This window comes from Streptomyces sp. NBC_00154 (assembly GCF_026342835.1).
GTDB lineage: Bacteria > Actinomycetota > Actinomycetes > Streptomycetales > Streptomycetaceae > Streptomyces.
In genome coordinates this window covers 3,224,438-3,240,853 of record NZ_JAPEMI010000001.1, presented here as the reverse complement: position 1 = coordinate 3,240,853, position 16,416 = coordinate 3,224,438, and the positions used below count along the sequence as shown (strand labels likewise).

Sequence of the window (16,416 nt, the reverse complement as noted above, 5' to 3'; positions counted from 1 at the left end):
CGTTGTCCGTCGCACTTTCCGCCTCCGGCCCTCGTCCGGCGACGATGTGAACACGACGACGTACGGGTCCTGGAAGCACCTGCTACTTCTCCGGCTGGGCCGACTCGTCCGGATCACCTCACGGACCGAACGCATTGCGAAGGGCCCCACCGCGAGCGGTGGGGCCCTTTCGCCATCGGCCACAATCGGGGCAACGCCGGTGTACGGCAGTACCTGCCGTGAGCGATGGAGGAATGCTGTGCCGCCGACCTCGAAGCCACTGCGGAAGCTGGGCTTTCTGACCATCGGGCTGTTCGACGAGACCGATCCGCGCCGGGGCCACGAGTCGACCCTCTCGATCATCGAGCTGGGCGAGCGACTGGGCTTCGACAGCGCGTGGGTGCGGCACCGGCATCTGCAGTACGGCATCTCCTCCCCCGTCGTCGTCCTGGCGGCGGCCTCCCAGCGCACCAGCCGCATCCAGCTGGGCACCGCGGTCACCCCGCTGGGCTGGGAGAATCCGCTGCGGCTGGCCGAGGACCTGGCGACCGTCGACATCCTGTCGGGGGGCCGCCTCAATCCGGGGGTCAGCGTCGGCCCACCGATGCAGTACGAGCGGGTGAAGCACGCGCTCTACCCCGACACCGCCGACGCCGAGGACTTCGGTTACGAGCGTGTGCGACGACTCCTGGCATTCGTGCGCGGGGAGCCGGCCACCGACTTCAGCGGTACGGAGGGGTTCGAGGCGTACTCCGACCGCGTCCAGCCGCACTCACCCGGCCTGGCCGGCCGTATGTGGTACGGCGGCGGCAGCCTGCGGTCGGCCCGCTGGGCGGGGGAGCAGGGCATGAACTTCCTGACCAGCAGTGTCGTGAAGGCGGAGGAGTCGGAGGACTTCGCCGAGATCCAGCTCTCGCACATTCGGGTCTTCCGCGCCCATCACCCCGATGGCGAGCGTGCCCGCGTCTCCCACGGGCTGGTCGTGATCCCCACCGACACCGCCTCGGCGCAGCAGCGTGCCAAGTACGAGGCGTACGCCGACAAGCGGATGCCGCGCACCACCGCGCCGCAGGGGCCGGCCCGCATGATGTTCGCGCCCGACCTCGTCGGAAGTTCCGCCGAGATCGCTGAACGGCTCCAAGCGCACGCCGCCTTCCGGGAGGTCGACGAGGTCGCGTTCGCACTGCCCTTCACCTTCGACCACGACGACTACGTCCAGATCCTCACCGACATCGCCACCGAGCTCGGCCCGGCTCTCGGCTGGCAACCGTCCGTCTGATCCGGGTCGCTGCGAGTGCTCGGAGGACCTCGGCGGCCGTCACCGCCTGCCGCGGCAGAGATTTCCGACGTCACGTCATGCGTCCCCCTCCAGCGGCGGCGATCGGCCATCGGCGGCTCCTGGACTCGCCATCGCCCGCCCCTGTCGCGATGATCGAAGACATGACACAGAGCAACAGGAGCAAGGCCATCACTTTGCGGATCGCTCAACAGCCGGAGGCGGACGAGCTTCTCGGCCGCAGCCCGCTCGCGGCCATGATCGGCATGCTGCTGGACCAGCAGGTCCCGATGGAATGGGCCTTCTCCGGCCCGTTCACCCTGGCGCAGCGGATGGGATCCGACGACCTGGACGCCCATGAGATCGCCGCCTACGCCCCCGAGGCGTTCACCGAGCTCTTCACCGCCAAACCCGCTCTGCACCGCTATCCCGGCTCCATGGCCAAACGAGTACAGCAGCTGTGCCAGTTCCTGGTCGCGGAGTACGACGGTGACGCGAGCGCGGTCTGGAGCGATGCCGGGACCGGCGCCGAGCTGCTGAAGCGCCTGAAGGCGCTGCCCGGGTTCGGTGCCCAGAAAGCGCAGATCTTCCTGGCGCTGCTCGGCAAGCAGCTGGACGTGCGGCCGACCGGCTGGCGGGCCGCGGCAGGGCCGTACGGGGAAGCGGGGTCGCATCGCTCGGTCGCCGACATCACCGGCCCCGACTCACTCGCCAAGGTCCGCGCATACAAACAGGAGGCGAAGGCGGCAGCAAAGAAGAGCTGAGGCCGTGGCGGCGCAATGCCGCCGACCGGCGGACGGCAGCTGCTCTCAGGTGGGAATCGATGTCCGGCTCCCACCCACCTCCTCCGCTACCTCCCGCGGCGCGCCGTACCGAAGAGCGAGCGTGAGATATCCCGCCCCAGCTGCGTCCCGACCGATCGCGCCAGCGACCGGAACACTCCACTCCCCACCACCTGTTCCACGAGCGAGGCGTCGTCCTCCGGCTGCCCGGACCTCTTCGCCGGCTCTTTCGCCGGCTGGCCCGCAGCCTTCGCCGCGGCCCGCTGCTCCGCCTCGTGCTCGGCCGTGAGCTTCTCGTACGCCGACTCCCGGTCCACCGCCTGTGCATAACTCCCGTACAGCGACGAGCCCTTCACCGCCGAGTCCAGTTCCGCCGCACCGAGCGGACCCATCAGCGACTGCGGCGACCGCAGCCGGGTCGCGGCGACCGGCGTCGGCGCACCCTTCTCGCTGAGCACGGTGATCACCGCTTCGCCGATGCCCAGCCGGGTCAGCAACTCCTCCAGGTCGTACGACGAGTTCGGGAACGTCTTCACCGTCGCCCGCAGCGCCTTCGCGTCGTCCGGGGTGAACGCCCGCAGCGCGTGCTGCACCCGGTTGCCGAGCTGCCCCAGCACATCCCCCGGCACATCGCGCGGAGTCTGCGTGACGAAGAAGATGCCTACTCCCTTGGAACGGATCAGCCGCACGGTCTGCGTGATCGAGTCCAGGAACGCCTTCGACGCCCCGTTGAAGAGCAGATGCGCCTCGTCGAAGAAGAACACCAGCTTGGGCCGCTCGAGGTCGCCGACCTCCGGCAGATCGTGGAAGAGATCCGCGAGCAGCCACATCAGGAACGTCGAGAAGAGCTGCGGCTTGTCCTGTACAGCCGCCAGTTCCAGCACGGAGACCAGCCCCCGGCCGTCCGGCGCCTGCCGCAGGAACTCCGCCGTCTCGAACTCCGGCTCACCGAAGAAGTCGCCCGCCCCCTGCTGTTCGAAGGCGGTGAGCGACCGCAGAATCACCCCGGCCGTGGCCGTGGAGAGCCCGCCGATCCCCTTCAGTTCGGGCTTGCCGGTGTCCGAGACGAGAAATGCGACGACGGCCCGCAGATCCTTCAGATCCACCAGCTCCAGGCCCTTGGCGTCGGCGTAGTGGAAGATCAGACCGAGCGACTGCTCCTGCGTACGGTTCAGCTGGAGCACCTTGGAGAGCAGTACGGGACCGAAGTCGGTGACCGTCGCCCGCAGCGGAATACCGGGACCGATGCCGCCGAGCGCGTAGAACTCGCACGGGAAGCCCTTGGCCTCCCATCGCTGCCCGACCTGCCCGGCCCGCTCGGCAACCTTGCCGCCCGGCGCGCCGGGAGCGGCGATGCCGGACACATCGCCCTTGATGTCGGCGAGAAAGACCGGCACGCCGTTGGCCGACAGCTGTTCGGCAATGAGCTGGAGGGTCTTGGTCTTGCCGGTGCCGGTGGCGCCCGCGACGAGTCCGTGCCGGTTGAGCATCGCCAGTGGGATCCGGATCTGCGCAGCAGGCAGGCATGCACCGTCCCAGAGCAGCACACCCAGGTCGAGGGCGGCGCCGTCGACGGCGTACCCGTCCGCGATCTCCCGGGCCTGCTGCGGCAGCACGCCGACGCCCTCCCCCACGCCCGCTCCGACGCCGTCTCCGATGCCCGATTCCGCGCTCCCGCCCGTGCTGTCGCTGCCACTCATCACGGCCTCTATTCCGGAATGTCTGCATTTATGACGCTCCAGCCAGCATCGCAGTACCGCTCCATAGCTGCGCCCGGAGGCTCTTGGCCGGTAGGCTTTCCGTGTGATCTTCAAGCGCATCGGAAATGGGCGGCCTTATCCCGACCACGGCCGGGAAAGCACCCGGCAGTGGGCGGATGTCGCGCCGCGCCCGGTCCGCCTCGACCAGCTGGTGACGACCAAGGGTCAGCTGGACCTCGAAACCCTCCTCGCCGAGGACTCCACGTTCTACGGCGACTTGTTCGCCCATGTCGTGAAGTGGCAGGGCGACCTCTATCTGGAGGACGGGCTGCACCGCGCGGTCCGCGCGGCACTCCAGCAACGCCAGGTGCTGCACGCCCGGGTCCTCGAACTCGGCTGACGAACGGCACCCATCGGGTGCTTTCGGGTGCATTCACACCCGGACGGGTGCCATCGGTTGATCATTTAGTACGCATCTTCACCGGGTCGCACTACGCTGCGCCCATGAGCATGCTCACTCCCCCCGGCCTGGGCGGAAAGTACCGCATCACGGGCGACAAATATCCGCGCATGCGGCGTCCCCGGCACCGCCGAAGACTGGTCCTCGTGTCCCTCGCCTCCGTGGTGACCCTCGGGCTGGCCGGATGGGGGACGCTGCAGCTCATCGACGTCTTCACCGGCGACCGGACGGCCAGCGCCGCCGACCGCAAGGCCGACTGCCCCTCCGTCAAGCCGTCCGCGCCCGCGAAGGCGCTCCCGAAGCCGGCAAGGATCACGGTCAACGTCTACAACGCGACACCACGCGGCGGGCTCGCGAAGGCCGCGGCCGACGAGCTGAAGAAGCGCGGATTCCGCATCGGCAAGGTGGGCAACGCCTCTGCCGCGTACGACAAGAAGGTCCCCGGGGCCGGGATCCTGCTGGGCGCCCCGACGGCCACGAACGGCACGTTCCCGGTCCTCGGTACGCAGCTGACGGGCGCCACCCCGAAGACCGACACCCGCAAGACGGCGGATGTCGATCTGATCCTCGGTACGGCGTTCAAGAAGCTGAACACCCCGAAGGACGCCGCCGCGGCCCTTGCCGCACTGAACAAGCCGGCCCCCGCACCCTCCTGCGGGTGACACCGCAGTACAGGATGCGAGGGCCGAGAGCCTTCTTCGGAACCGTCGGGCCGGACAGCCCCTAGTCGACGGTGCCGTACATCCGGTCGCCTGCGTCGCCGAGCCCCGGCACGATGTAGCCGTTCTCGTTGAGCCGCTCGTCGACCGAGGCGGTCACCACGGTGACCGGCGTACCGGCCAGGTCGCGCTCCATCACCGCGACGCCCTCGGGCGCCGCAAGCAGCACGACGGCGGTGACGTCGTCCGCACCGCGCTTGATCAGTTCCTGGATGGCCGCGACCAGCGTGCCGCCGGTGGCGAGCATGGGGTCCAGGACGTACACCTGGCGGCCCGAGAGGTCCTCCGGCATCCGCGTGGCGTACGTCTCCGCCTTGAGTGTCTCCTCATTGCGGATCATGCCCAGGAAGCCGACCTCGGCGGTCGGCAGCAGCCGCACCATGCCGTCGAGCATGCCGAGACCGGCCCGCAGGATCGGCACGACCAGGGGCCGCGGGTGCGACAGCTTCACGCCGGTGGTCGGCGTCACCGGGGTCTCGATGTCGACCTGCTCGGTGCGCACGTCCCGGGTGGCCTCGTAGGCGAGCAGGGTGACCAGCTCGTCGGCGAGCCGCCGGAAGGTCGGGGAGTCGGTGCGCTTGTCGCGCAGGGTGGTGAGTTTGTGCGCGACCAGCGGGTGGTCGACGACGTGGATCCGCATGGGCCCAACAGTAGCCGGGCCACCCGCACCCGTGCACTGGCATCAATCGCCCGTTCGGAGGGAAGGTGAGGGCATACGGACCCAGCCTTGGGGTGATGTGCCGATGCCCGACGGGGAGCAGCAGAAGCGGGACCAGCTGGAACCGCAGGACACGCAGGGCCGCCGGGACACGCTGGACGCGCCCGAGACGGACGAGGAGCGCCGCAGGCGCCGCGCCCAGTTCCTGCGTGAGCTTCATGAGGCCAAGGCGCTGCGCGACCGGGTCCAGCCACGCCGGGCCAGGGCGGCCCGAATGCGCCAAGCCATGCGGATGCGGACCTTCCGCTGGTAGCCGCCGGGACCGCCGGACGGCCCCCTGGAAGCGGTGTTGTCGACAACTCATGGACGACGCAACGGTCGAACTCCTCTCACGAACGCTCGGTTTCTGCCACGATTCCGATGGGCGGGGCACAGGACAGCCGGATCACCGACTGTCCTCCCGCCGGACCGACACCCCTATGACCAGTGGGAGAGTCACGGTGTACTTCGCCGCACTGCTCGCGCGCACCGAAGACGGGTGGGAAGCGAGCGACACGGAACTCGACGATGTGGAGACCCTGTCCGATCTGACGGATCTGGCCCGTGAGGCCTCGGTGGACGAGGACACGGTGCTCGTCTTCATCGAGCAGGAGGACGCCTGGTTCGGCGTCATCCGGGTGGACGGTGAGGAGGACCCCCGTATCTACATCTCGGACGCGTCCGCCGCCGCCCGCTCCTCCTACGGGGAGATCCTGCTCACCGATGAACTGCTCGGCCGCGAACCCGGGGCCGAGGACTCGATTGCCGCCCTCGAAGAGCTCGTCGGCCTCGACGGTACGGAGGACGGCGAGCCGGACCACACCCCCGACAACAACAACGACACCGACCTCGACGACAACGACGACGACGGGCTCGACGCCGACGCCGTACCGACGGGTCCGCTCGGTGACACCGGGGTCCTGGCCGACCTCGGACTCCCCGAGAAGGAGCTGCTGATGCTGCGGACGGACGCACTGGTGGAGATCGCGGACGCGCTGGGAGCGGCCGAGGTCCTGGAAACCGTCCGTTAGGGTCCGCGGGTGACCGAACGACCGGGCCCGCACCGACTGCCAGAACCGCACGATCCTGTACGGGACCCGTGGCGGGCTCCCATGCGCCGCGCCCTGGACGAGGCCGCGCACGCGGCGCGGGCCGGCGATGTGCCGGTCGGCGCCGTCGTCCTCGGCCCGGGTGGCGCCCTGCTCGCCACGGGACACAACGAACGCGAGGCGACCGGTGATCCGACCGCGCACGCCGAGATCCTCGCTGTCCGCCGGGCCGCCGCGGCGCTCGGCGAATGGCGGCTTTCCGGGTGCACCCTGGTGGTCACCCTGGAGCCGTGCACGATGTGCGCGGGCGCGCTCGTGCAGTCCCGGGTGGCCCGTGTGGTCTACGGGGCACGGGACGAGAAGGCGGGCGCGGCGGGTTCACTCTGGGACGTCGTACGGGACCGGCGGCTCAACCACCGTCCCGAAGTGATCCATGGAGTCCTGGAGGACGCCTGTTCCGCCCAGCTGACGGCGTTCTTCCGCGACCGCTGACGCTGCGGCACCCACCACCCCCGGCCCGGCTTCCGCGTACGCCGGAGAATCGGATTTCGACCCACGGGCGAGATGGTCTAAGCTCTCTCTCGGTAGCGTGTCCGAGCGGCCGAAGGAGCTCGCCTCGAAAGCGAGTGTGGGGAAACTCACCGAGGGTTCAAATCCCTCCGCTACCGCAGGTAGATGAAGGGCCCGGTCCATCTGGACCGGGCCCTTCACTGCGTCCCGTCTCAGTTCCCGTCTCAGTTGACCGATCCGGCGCCCTAAAAAGCCTCACCGCTCCGGACGTCGCGCTCTACGCTCCATCTGTGGATCGCGTATGGATGCGTGAGCGGCTCAAGAGGTTCGATCAGACAGCAGCCCAGTACTGGAATGTCCGGTACGCCAACGGTGACACGACGCAAGAGGAGAAGTGGCTGTTCCAGGATGAGCCCACAATCGTGAAGATCTTGCGCATTCTGAATCCCCACAAGCCGGACCTAGAGGTGCTTGGGGAGAACGAATGGCAGGCGCTGACGATCGACCTGAGCGAGGTCAGTCGCGGCATAGGCATCCTCACAGATATGGATGAGTGGGCCACGCGATTGGCACCAGACGTTCCCTCACTCCCAGCAGATCAACTACACGCATGGGTATGGGACGCCGCTCGCACCTTCTGGGAGTCTGCGCACTATCGAGCTGCTGTCCACGCCGCCGCTACGTCGATCAACGCTCATCTGCAAAACAAGCTGGGCCGACGCGACCTGTCTGACGCCAAACTCGTCCAGGAGGCCTTCAGCGACAAGGCGCCGGAACCGGGCAAGCCTCGCCTCCGGATACCAGGCGATCAAACAGACCCCGGAGTCCAGACACGGCAACGCGGCGCCCTCCAGCTCGGCCAAGGGGCCTACTTCGCCCTTCGTAACCCGGCAGCCCACGAGACGGGTGATCTGGCCGAACAAGAGGCCTTGGAACAACTGGCCACCTTCAGCGTGGTGGCACGCCTGATCGACAGCTGTCACGTAGTGACGTAGCCCGGCGGGGGCAAGACTTCCGCCTTGCCCCCAGCCTTCAGCGGACTGGTCCAGCCGTTGCGGCTCCGCCATCATCGGGCCCATCGGTCTTCCAGATCAGCCCGTCGACCTGTTCGGCGACGTTGGTCCGAACGGTGTCGACCATGTGCTGATAGCGGGCGGCCATTGCGGTGGTTGACCAGCCCATCAGCCCCATGACTGCCCGCTCCGATACCCCGAGGATCAGCAGCACCGTCGCGGCGGTGTGTCGGGCATCGTGAAGTCGGCCGTCTCGAACTTTTGCGGCTTGCAGTAGCTCCTTCCAGTCGTCGTAGTCCGTACGCGGTGAGGTACCCCGGCCGGTCTCGGTGGCAAAGAGCCAACCCTCTTCCGTCCAGCGGTCCCCGACGGCAACCCTCTCCGCGTCCTGCCGCTTCCGGTGGACACGGAGGAGGTCCACGAGCTGCCGCGGAAGCCCGACCGCCCGGCGGCCGGCGCGCGACTTGGTGTCGGCCGTCTCCGGGTTGGTGCGCTGCCTCTTCGGGCAGTACCCCGCCTTACGGCCACAGGCTGTCTCGTCGACGCAGCCGTGGGCATACTGCGGTCGTCGTCGGCTCCGACGGACCATCAGCACACCGCGCCCTAGGTCCACATCTGTCCACTTGAGCCCGAGAGCTTCTCCCTGCCGCAAGCCGAGGGCCAGAGCAACAGCCCAGCGCGCCGAATTACGCCGATCGTCCGCCGCTCGAAGTAGCCGTTGCACCTCTTCGACGGTGAACGGTTCGATCTCCTCTTCGCGGACCCGAGGGGCCTTGGTCAGGCGCACGGGGTTCTGCCCGAGATGCCCCCGCCGCACCGCCTCGTTCAGGGCGGTGCGGAAGGTTCGGTGCACCTGGTGAGCCGTGCCGGGTCTACTGCCGGCCGCAATCATGCGGCCGTAGAGGCTCTCGATGTGCTCGGGCCTGAGCTTGTCCAGCTTGTGCGCTCCGAGGCCGGGGATCAGATGCTTCCTGACCGCGACGCCGTAGCCAACCATGGTGTTCTCGTTGACACCGAGTGGGGCGATCTCTTCGACCCAGTGGGTCAGCCATGCAGCCACGGTCCATCCACGGCCGGGCTTGCGGAGCGTCTTAGTCTCGCGCTGCTGCTCCAGCTCTTTAACGGCCTTGGTCACCTCGGCTCGGGTCTTGCGCTCGACGTGGCGCCGGTCAGGCTTACCGTCGTCACGGACGCCAACTGTGACGCGGCCGTGCCACCTGCCGTCCTTACCCAGGTAGATAGACGAACGGCCGTTGGGCTGTCGAGTGCGCTTGTTCTTCTCTTCTGCCATGAGTGCTCCTCAGGCCGCCGTGGCGGTGGTGATAGTGGTGGTGGGCTGCTGCCTCTTGCGGCGGCGGGTGACGAACTCGGGCACAGCGTCGACCGGCACCCTGCGGAGGTGGCCGACGGTGATGGATTCCAGCTCTCCCGAGCTAATGAGCCGGTAGCAGACGGTGCGGCCGATCCGGAGGCGGCGGGCAGCCTCCTCCACGGTGAGCAGCACGAGGGTGTTGTCGAACGTGTCGGCGGGGGCCGTGTCCATGCGGAGATCTCCCTGGGACCGAAGGAGCGGGCTTGGGACCTTGCAGAGGTCGCGGATGCGCGTGTGTGTACGAGGCGCGGATTTCTGCGTCATGGCGTCATTAGCGTCACTTGGGGGCCCTGACCTGCGGTTTTACTTGACGCAGTAGCTAGGCCGTGCGTCATCGCAGCGTCATGGGGTGCGTCATCGGATGACGCAGATGACGCAGGATGACGCAGAGCAAGCCGTCTGCGTCATGCCTGTTTCCACAGGTCAGGTGCCGTTTTCCGGCCCGCATGACGCACATGACGCAGCGTCTTCCTTCTTAGGACAAAGAAGGGGCTGCCTGTAGTACTTGGGTGCGCCTCACAGAGTGAAGAAGGAGCCACTGCGCGGCGCGACCTTGGGGCGGCGTTCCGCCGAACAGCAAGAGGAGCACGTGCTCTTCTTGCTGTTCGCTTGGGCGTGCGGATCGCGGGTCAAAACGCCCGTGATTGCGCGTGCGGGGCCGGGGGGAGCGTGCGGGTCATTTCGAGGTAGCGGCCCGCGCTGGTGCGGCCCGAGTCGACAAGGACGCGCCGGGCGGCAAGCGTCGGTTGGAGGCGCTTGAGCCGGTCGGAGAGGACTTTGCCGGTGGTCGGCCAGCCCTTGGGAAGGGGACGGCAATCCTCGTCGCTGTAGAGGCGACTGAGGCAGTGCAACCACTCGGTGGACGTCATCCGCTGCGCCGCGCCCGGCGCGATGGTGTCAGCGTGCCTGAGGACAGTCTGCGCGAGGAGATCACCCTCGATCACGTCGTCGTTCAGGTCGTCCAGACTGGCCCGGTAAGCGGGGAGTGCCCCAAGTCCGGTCGCCGCGTCGAACTGCGCGCACAGGTGCGCGAAGTCCGCCATCCGCAGATCGGTAGGAGTCTCCGCCTCGGCTGCGCGGACCTTGACCGTGAGGTCCAGGAGCGAGCCCAGAACGACGGGCAGAACCTCCGCATACTCCGCCCACAGCTCCGCCTCGGTGCGCCGGACGCGGGGCCGCTCCAAACGCAGCGGCAGGAGCCGTTCCGCGAGGTCTGGCCGGATGACGCCCACGTCGATCCCGGTCAGAAGCAGGGGCCGGCGGTAGCCGACGCGGAACACGTCCCCGTCCGTGAACAGAGCACGCTTGACGCTCTCGGCGCCGGTCACGATGCAGCACATCGCGTCCGACAGGTCCGGCGTCACGTGGGAAAGGTTGTCCAGCGCGGTGACCCACCCCGCCGCCACCGCCGCGATCAGGCTCTCCTCATCCTTCGGCGCCCGCCGCAGGTCACCGCTCATACCCTCGATGATCCGCACGAGCATCCGCCCACCGGTGGACTTGCCCGCGCCCTGCGGGCCGGTGAGGAACGGCGCGGGGACCGGCACGGACGGACCGAGGCAGCCGATCAGCCACGCGAGGGCCAGGCACTCCGTCTCCGCATTGGCGAAGTTGCACAGACGCATCAGAAGATCGATGCCCTTGCCGTCGGTGTCCTTGACCGGCAAGGGCAGTTCCCCCGTGAGCTGGGTCCGCCTCCAGCACACCTCACGCGGATCGGGGGTGAGGATGTCCCAACCGGAGGGGTGGATGCGGACGGACCGCCCGTCATCGCGTCCCAAGTCCAGCCACGTCGCCCCGTCCAACCCGGGGGCCACGCGGATGTGCACAGGCTGGACGTCCTCCGCGAGGGCGAGTGCTTCGATCAGGTCCAACGCCTCCTTGAGCGCGGACCCGTTGAAGACGCCGACCCCGTCGTGGAACAGGCCGACCATGAGTTCCTGGCGGTGGCTGCCCGTCGTGCCCTGGGAACGGATCGGACGGGCCACGGGGTGGCCGTTCTTCTGTGCGTACACGGTCCCGTCAGCGGTTCGGAAGTACCGGAAGTGGGACTGTGCGTAGTCCGCGATGACCTCGCGGGCGGGAGTCTTGTCGTCCTCAGACATGGCTCAGTCCCAACTTCGTCAGGGCGTTGGTCCACGCGTCGGTGCAGTGCCGGGGCGATTCGCCCTTGGCCTGCGCGGCGGTGAACAGTCGCGCGGTGTGAGCGTCGGTGAGGCAGCCGCATCGGCCGTGCGTGTAGAGCACGGCGAGGAACGTCCGGTATACGGTGGCGTGCACCGCCTCGCGGGCCTCGGAGATGCGCTGTTCCGCCATGGCGATGCCACGGTCCAGATAGGTGGGCGTGCGGTGGGGGCACGCCCCGCCCCCGACCAGTGCGGGCACGGTGACGGCCGCCGGTCGGACCGTGGAGGGTTCCTTCACAGTCAGCGCGCGCACGACGTCCGGCAAGGCCGCCATGGTTCCGGTGCCGGGGCCGAGCCATCGGGCGTAGGCCATGGTGGACTTGATGTCGATGCCGGGCCGTACGGCGTTGGCGGACTGCATGGCGCCCTGGTACAGCCAGTGCTCGCCTCGGGTCGTCGGCACGGTCCGTGTGGCGGGCAGGGTCGCACGGGCCCACGCGATGGCTTCGGCATTGTCGAGGTCGACGACGGTGAGGCCGGCGCCGCCGGGGTGGTAGGCCACCGCCGCCGCTTCGCGCCACGCGCGCACCCACGTCGACGAGATGATGACGCCGGGGTCGGTGGTGGCGGCGGCCCAGCCGTGGCACGGGTGCGGGCAGGAGCAGGGGCCCGGGGTCTTCATGTTCGGTCGGCCACCGCACGCGTTCTTGGCGCATGTCGGGCAGTTCCCGAAGGGCACCTTCCCCTTGCGTAGCGGCAGGACGGGCAGGCCGTCGGCCGCGAGGCTGAGGGCCATGTGCAGGGGCTCGCTCATGCCGCCACCTCCAGTGCGGTGTGTGCGGGTAACGGCCGGTGCCGCTCTGGCCGGATGTCGGTGGGCTGCGTCATGCTGGAAAACCCCCACAGGTCTGTTGGTGGCAGGTGGACAAGGGCGGCCCGGTCTTTGGCGAGAGGGGGCCGCCCTTGGTGTTGGTCGGAGCGGTCAGGCGGGGGTGCTCAGGCCGCTTCCTGGCCGGGCAGGACCATGCCGTCGTCGTTCTTGCGCAGGGCTCCCGTGGCCGTGAGGGCTTTGATCTCGCGGGAGACGGTGCCCTTGTTGATCCCTGTGCGGTCGGTGATGTCCCGAAGGGTGCGAGCCCCGTCCTGGACGGCCTGGCGTACCCGGTCCCGATTGCTCGCCGGCACGGGTGTCTCCGTGGCGCTGGTCGCCCCCTTGACCAGGTGCAGAGGGCTTGCGGCTGGCTTGGCTGTTCCGCGCTTCCATACGGGCCGGTTCGGGAGGGCGATGACGTCGGCGGGAGAGAACGCCCGGGTCTTGACCGGGTTGGGCTTGGCCTTGGGCCCGGATCGCAGCATCGCGACGCCCGGCATGGGCAGCTTGTGCGCGTGCCAGCCGTCCTCGGTGGCGTCCTCACCGAACACCACCCGCGACTCTGACGACGTAGACAGGGCGAGTGAGGCCCGGTAGGTGATCTGCGCGCTGATCTGCGGGTCAAGCCCGGGGCTCTTGCCGTCCATGGTCGGCTTCTGCGTGGCCCAGATCAGGATGATCTCGGCTGCCCGCGCCATGCGGGCGAGCGTGCGCATGTTCTCCATGATTCGGCCGTAGTCCGGGCCCGGGCCGTCCTCGGTGCGGGGCGCCTTGAACCTGGCCATGGAGATAACCTCGGCACCCTCGTCCACGAAGACCGTGATCCGGGGACGGTTCGCGCTGATCGCGATCACATCGCTCCCGCGCGGGACCTCGTCCAGCCGCTCGTGCATCTCCTCCACCAGCTCGTCGGTCACGTCCAGGACATCGTCCCGGCGCACCGCCGTGCGGGCACGGTGCTCCCAGTTCAGAGCCTCCACCCGCTTCGGATCGATGACGATCAGCCGGTGATCCACGGACTCCGACGCCTCCGCGAGGAGGGCGCGCGTCGACCAGCTCTTGCCCGATCCGGACGTGCCAGCGACCAGCATCCGCCGACCGAGCGGCACGAACACCGGCTCGCCGGTGATGGTGTCGATGCCCCACGGCGCCCCGGGCTCCCAGCCGTTCAGGTCGATGCCGTCGGCCGCGCTGCGGGTCCGCAGGGTGATCGTCGCGCGGTCGCCGTGACTTCCGGAAGTGATCTCCACGCGCAGATCGGTCCGCGCCCCGAGCAGGGCCCTAATCTCGTCCGCCTTCGCGCGGAACGTCTTCGGCGTCCACCGGCCGTCGAGGCGCACGTGTGAGACCAGCCCGGCCGGGGTGAGCTTGGCCGGTGTGGGCACGGTGCCGGACAGGCCTCGGGCGTCTGCGTTCTGAACCCAGAACGACGGATCGAGCCGCGAGGCCAGGCGCCGCTCCTCAGCGCTCATCCCGTCATCGAGCCGCACCGACGGCTGACGACGGCCCAGCCACAGACCCGCGACGTTCAGACCGATCAGCCCGGCCGACACGGACGCCGGCCACAACGTGAGCGCGTGCCCAGCCTCCGACATCAGCCACGAGGCCAGTGCGCCCGGCACCGCGTGCGCGGCGTGCGCATGCACCGCGCGGGCCGCGAGAGTGGCCGGGTAGTTCTTCCGCGCCGCCTTCAGCACGGACCGCGCCTGACTGTGATGCTGCCGCGCAGCCCTGTCCGCCGTGCGCGCGGCCCGACGGTTCGCGGACAGCGGGTTGGTGGACGCCTTGCGGGCCGCGCTGCGCTGATTGCGCGCCATCGCAGCAGTGGACCGGGAGGAGTTGTGCTCCCGCTGCGCCGCCATGAGCGCCTTCAGGTTCTCAGGGGTCCGCAGTTGTGTCCGGCGCTCCGCCTCCCTGTCCCAGCGGGCGGCGAACGGCGCGCACGTCGGCGCGAGTGCGTCCAATGCGCCGTTGGTTGTGGTGGTGGTGGTCGACCATGCTTGCTTCCAGTCCACGAAGAGTCCTCCAAAGACACGTGGATGAGGGCCGGTGCGCCGTTGCGTGGCGTCACCGGCCCGCCCGAATTGGGATAGTTGGCGTTGCCGGTTGCGTCGACAACGCCGGTTGAACCCCCGCAACCGCGTCTGACCTGCGGAGTTGCGGAGTTGCGCCGTTCCGGGGAGGGGGCCCCTACGCGCACGCGCGCGTAGAGGGGCAGAAAATGCCGTCACGCAGCGTCTCGGCGACGCCGTGGGAGGCCGTTCACGGCCCGGGGGGTCTCGACCCACACGCGAGGGGGGTCAGGGCCTCTACGGGGCGTAGGGCGATTCAGTGTGTGGACCGGCCGAACCACCGGTTGTTGACCGTGGTGTGGTGAACCGTGGCCGGGCGGCCGGTGCCGAGCAGCGCCGGAGCGAGCCGCGAGGCAACGACCGCGATCGCGGCCCACATCACCACCGACCCGAGACCGGCAAACGCGCTCACGACCTGGCCAGCGCCAATGAGGAGCTGACCGGCCCCGAATCCAGCACCCCCGGCGAGCAGCCCGCCGGCCGCGAGGCGCTGCGCACGCGGGTCGAGCAGCGGTTGCGGGGTCAAGTCCCGGGGCTGGTAGGCGACGGGGGCGGTCGGCAGGTGCTCGCGGAGTACGGCGACCATGTGCCCCTCAGGGCCGGGGACGTAGACGACAGGCCCCTGTTCACCGTGCAGTCGCACGGCACCGGTGAGGGGCACGTCCGGGACGGTCGGCCACCCGGGGAGGGGCGCCACGGCGGTCTCGCGGTATTCGGCGGCAGTCACGATGCAGTCCTCTCGTCGGTCGAGCCGGAGCGTTGGTCGGTGAAGTCGGCGCAGGGCACGCACATGCCGAGTGAGCGCGGGATGCAGTACCCGGCATCGAGGCGGCAGTTCGGGCAGGTGCGGCGTGCGGTCATGGCCTTGGCGAGCGCTGCAGAGCGGCCCGGTGTCATGGGGCGGACGGGCTTGGCCCGGTCGACGCGGTAGAGGTAGGCGATCAGCGGCCCACGTCGCTTGCGGGGCCGCCGGAGCTCTGCGGCGACGTCCTGTCCGCCGGGCCGCAGCCCCATCGCACGCAGCTGCCTGCGGGTCGCATATCCGTCCGGTGCCAGGCGCCACGCGTATTCGGGGAGCACGGCCATCACGCCGACGCCTCAACCGGTCCATCCGCACGCTCCGCCCGCAGGGTCTCGCGCAGCACGCGAGCCTTCGCGGGAGAGGTACGGACCGCCTTGCGGATGCCCTCGGCGGTCAGGTCGCCCACCGACCAGTCAGCAGTAGCCGATCGGGCCTCATCGAGCAGTTCATCAGCGGTCCGGACCGGCCGGGCCGATCGAGCGGCGTCCGGCACGCGACCGGTCGCCCCGCGCGGCCGGGTCGACTCGGCCGCAACCGACCGCACCTGGGCGAGCTCGACGAGATCGGCGGAGACGGGCGCGGGAAGCGTGGCGGGAGTCTCGGCCGCCGCGACGGGGGCGGGGGTCGACTCTCCCAGGTCAGCAGTAGACCGATTTGTTGATGTATCGACCCATTCACGGATCGGGACGCTCTCGATCGGTCGATGGTGCAGCACCTTCGCGACCAGATCGGAGCCGAAGTAGATCGACCCGACCGGCAGCGACGTGGCGAGCAGCACCAGGGTCCAGTTCGCGGGGTCCCAGTCGGCCAGTCGACCCCAGTCGACCGATCCGGCATGCAGTTCGGGGACGAGGCCGTGAACGTAGTTCAGGACGAGTGAGGCGAGCGTGTACGCGGCCAGTACCCGCAGCGCGAACGTCTTGTCCTTGCCGACGAGTACCAGGGTGGCGATCAGGGCGAGCGCCACCCGCGCACGTACGCGACGCAC

General features: G+C 69.1%; 18 protein-coding genes and 1 tRNA gene. 9 read left to right on the top strand and 10 right to left on the bottom strand.

Annotated elements, in window-relative coordinates:
- Window positions 1-238 precede the first annotated feature (238 nt).
- On the top strand, window positions 239-1,258 hold the full coding sequence (locus OHA03_RS14560) for an LLM class flavin-dependent oxidoreductase (protein WP_267004287.1): 1,020 nt from the start codon (window positions 239-241) through the stop codon (window positions 1,256-1,258).
- 161 nt (window positions 1,259-1,419) lie between these two features.
- On the top strand, window positions 1,420-2,019 hold the full coding sequence (locus tag OHA03_RS14555) for an HhH-GPD-type base excision DNA repair protein (RefSeq protein ID WP_267004286.1): 600 nt from the start codon (window positions 1,420-1,422) through the stop codon (window positions 2,017-2,019).
- 86 nt (window positions 2,020-2,105) lie between these two features.
- Here the strand turns inward: OHA03_RS14555 and OHA03_RS14550 are convergent, their stop codons facing one another.
- On the bottom strand, window positions 2,106-3,737 hold the full coding sequence (locus OHA03_RS14550) for a helicase HerA-like domain-containing protein (RefSeq protein WP_267004285.1): 1,632 nt from the start codon (window positions 3,735-3,737) through the stop codon (window positions 2,106-2,108).
- A gap of 103 nt (window positions 3,738-3,840) precedes the next feature.
- Between OHA03_RS14550 and OHA03_RS14545 the strand changes: the two genes are divergently transcribed.
- A complete protein-coding gene (locus OHA03_RS14545; RefSeq protein WP_003955420.1) occupies window positions 3,841-4,137 on the top strand; it encodes a type II toxin-antitoxin system VapB family antitoxin in 297 nt (98 codons plus the stop codon).
- Between the two features lie 104 nt (window positions 4,138-4,241).
- On the top strand, window positions 4,242-4,859 hold the full coding sequence (locus tag OHA03_RS14540; protein ID WP_267004284.1) for a LytR C-terminal domain-containing protein: 618 nt from the start codon (window positions 4,242-4,244) through the stop codon (window positions 4,857-4,859).
- Window positions 4,860-4,920: 61 nt separating this feature from the next.
- Here OHA03_RS14540 and upp read toward each other — a convergent pair whose 3' ends face one another.
- Window positions 4,921-5,556, bottom strand: coding sequence for a uracil phosphoribosyltransferase (upp, locus tag OHA03_RS14535; protein ID WP_267004283.1), 636 nt, complete (start codon window positions 5,554-5,556; stop codon window positions 4,921-4,923).
- A gap of 103 nt (window positions 5,557-5,659) precedes the next feature.
- Between upp and OHA03_RS14530 the strand changes: the two genes are divergently transcribed.
- From OHA03_RS14530 to OHA03_RS14510, 5 genes are all read left to right on the top strand, one after another.
- The gene (locus OHA03_RS14530) at window positions 5,660-5,887 is read left to right on the top strand and encodes a hypothetical protein (RefSeq protein WP_267004282.1); all 228 of its coding nucleotides are present in this window, start codon (window positions 5,660-5,662) and stop codon (window positions 5,885-5,887) included.
- 187 nt (window positions 5,888-6,074) lie between these two features.
- Complete coding sequence (locus OHA03_RS14525; RefSeq protein ID WP_267008050.1) at window positions 6,075-6,644, top strand: hypothetical protein; 570 nt, start codon at window positions 6,075-6,077, stop codon at window positions 6,642-6,644.
- 9 nt (window positions 6,645-6,653) lie between these two features.
- Window positions 6,654-7,154 carry a tRNA adenosine(34) deaminase TadA gene (gene tadA / locus OHA03_RS14520; RefSeq protein WP_234432892.1) on the top strand — a complete coding sequence of 167 codons (501 nt, stop codon included), beginning with the start codon at window positions 6,654-6,656 and terminating at the stop codon, window positions 7,152-7,154.
- Window positions 7,155-7,245: 91 nt separating this feature from the next.
- Window positions 7,246-7,330: transfer RNA gene (locus OHA03_RS14515), tRNA-Ser, on the top strand.
- A 132-nt stretch (window positions 7,331-7,462) separates the two neighbouring features.
- The gene (locus tag OHA03_RS14510) at window positions 7,463-8,167 is read left to right on the top strand and encodes a TIGR02391 family protein (RefSeq protein ID WP_093774153.1); all 705 of its coding nucleotides are present in this window, start codon (window positions 7,463-7,465) and stop codon (window positions 8,165-8,167) included.
- Between the two features lie 37 nt (window positions 8,168-8,204).
- Here OHA03_RS14510 and OHA03_RS14505 read toward each other — a convergent pair whose 3' ends face one another.
- The 8 genes from OHA03_RS14505 to OHA03_RS14470 all read right to left on the bottom strand — a co-directional run bounded on the left by OHA03_RS14505 (window position 8,205) and on the right by OHA03_RS14470 (window position 16,416).
- A complete protein-coding gene (locus OHA03_RS14505) occupies window positions 8,205-9,476 on the bottom strand; it encodes a site-specific integrase (RefSeq protein WP_267004281.1) in 1,272 nt (423 codons plus the stop codon).
- Window positions 9,477-9,485: 9 nt separating this feature from the next.
- Complete coding sequence (locus tag OHA03_RS14500; protein ID WP_267004280.1) at window positions 9,486-9,728, bottom strand: helix-turn-helix domain-containing protein; 243 nt, start codon at window positions 9,726-9,728, stop codon at window positions 9,486-9,488.
- A 458-nt stretch (window positions 9,729-10,186) separates the two neighbouring features.
- Window positions 10,187-11,662: an ATP-binding protein gene (locus tag OHA03_RS14495; protein ID WP_267004279.1), complete on the bottom strand. Its 1,476-nt coding sequence runs from the start codon at window positions 11,660-11,662 to the stop codon at window positions 10,187-10,189.
- Window positions 11,655-12,497, bottom strand: a complete 843-nt coding sequence (locus OHA03_RS14490; protein WP_267004278.1) for a bifunctional DNA primase/polymerase — start codon at window positions 12,495-12,497, stop codon at window positions 11,655-11,657. The genes OHA03_RS14495 and OHA03_RS14490 overlap by 8 nt, the downstream gene beginning before the upstream one ends.
- A 182-nt stretch (window positions 12,498-12,679) precedes the next feature.
- The gene (locus tag OHA03_RS14485; protein WP_267004277.1) at window positions 12,680-14,569 is read right to left on the bottom strand and encodes an FtsK/SpoIIIE domain-containing protein; all 1,890 of its coding nucleotides are present in this window, start codon (window positions 14,567-14,569) and stop codon (window positions 12,680-12,682) included.
- A 313-nt stretch (window positions 14,570-14,882) separates the two neighbouring features.
- The gene (locus OHA03_RS14480) at window positions 14,883-15,353 is read right to left on the bottom strand and encodes a hypothetical protein (RefSeq protein ID WP_267004276.1); all 471 of its coding nucleotides are present in this window, start codon (window positions 15,351-15,353) and stop codon (window positions 14,883-14,885) included.
- On the bottom strand, window positions 15,350-15,712 hold the full coding sequence (locus OHA03_RS14475; RefSeq protein WP_267004275.1) for an RRQRL motif-containing zinc-binding protein: 363 nt from the start codon (window positions 15,710-15,712) through the stop codon (window positions 15,350-15,352). The genes OHA03_RS14480 and OHA03_RS14475 overlap by 4 nt, the downstream gene beginning before the upstream one ends.
- Window positions 15,712-16,416, bottom strand: a complete 705-nt coding sequence (locus tag OHA03_RS14470; protein ID WP_267004274.1) for a hypothetical protein — start codon at window positions 16,414-16,416, stop codon at window positions 15,712-15,714. Before OHA03_RS14470 ends, OHA03_RS14475 begins: the two co-directional genes overlap by 1 nt.

Excerpts from the sequence above, each read along its gene's own strand:
- OHA03_RS14530 (WP_267004282.1), top strand. The coding sequence starts at position 5,660 with ATGCCCGACGGGGAGCAGCAGAAGCGGGACCAGCTGGAACCGCAGGAC.
- OHA03_RS14540 (WP_267004284.1), top strand. The coding sequence starts at position 4,242 with ATGAGCATGCTCACTCCCCCCGGCCTGGGCGGAAAGTACCGCATCACG.
- OHA03_RS14555 (WP_267004286.1), top strand. The coding sequence starts at position 1,420 with ATGACACAGAGCAACAGGAGCAAGGCCATCACTTTGCGGATCGCTCAA.
- OHA03_RS14500 (WP_267004280.1), bottom strand. The coding sequence starts at position 9,728 with ATGGACACGGCCCCCGCCGACACGTTCGACAACACCCTCGTGCTGCTC.
- OHA03_RS14475 (WP_267004275.1), bottom strand. The coding sequence starts at position 15,712 with ATGGCCGTGCTCCCCGAATACGCGTGGCGCCTGGCACCGGACGGATAT.
- OHA03_RS14550 (WP_267004285.1), bottom strand. The coding sequence starts at position 3,737 with ATGAGTGGCAGCGACAGCACGGGCGGGAGCGCGGAATCGGGCATCGGA.
- OHA03_RS14490 (WP_267004278.1), bottom strand. The coding sequence starts at position 12,497 with ATGAGCGAGCCCCTGCACATGGCCCTCAGCCTCGCGGCCGACGGCCTG.
- upp (WP_267004283.1), bottom strand. The coding sequence starts at position 5,556 with ATGCGGATCCACGTCGTCGACCACCCGCTGGTCGCGCACAAACTCACC.
- OHA03_RS14495 (WP_267004279.1), bottom strand. The coding sequence starts at position 11,662 with ATGTCTGAGGACGACAAGACTCCCGCCCGCGAGGTCATCGCGGACTAC.
- OHA03_RS14505 (WP_267004281.1), bottom strand. The coding sequence starts at position 9,476 with ATGGCAGAAGAGAAGAACAAGCGCACTCGACAGCCCAACGGCCGTTCG.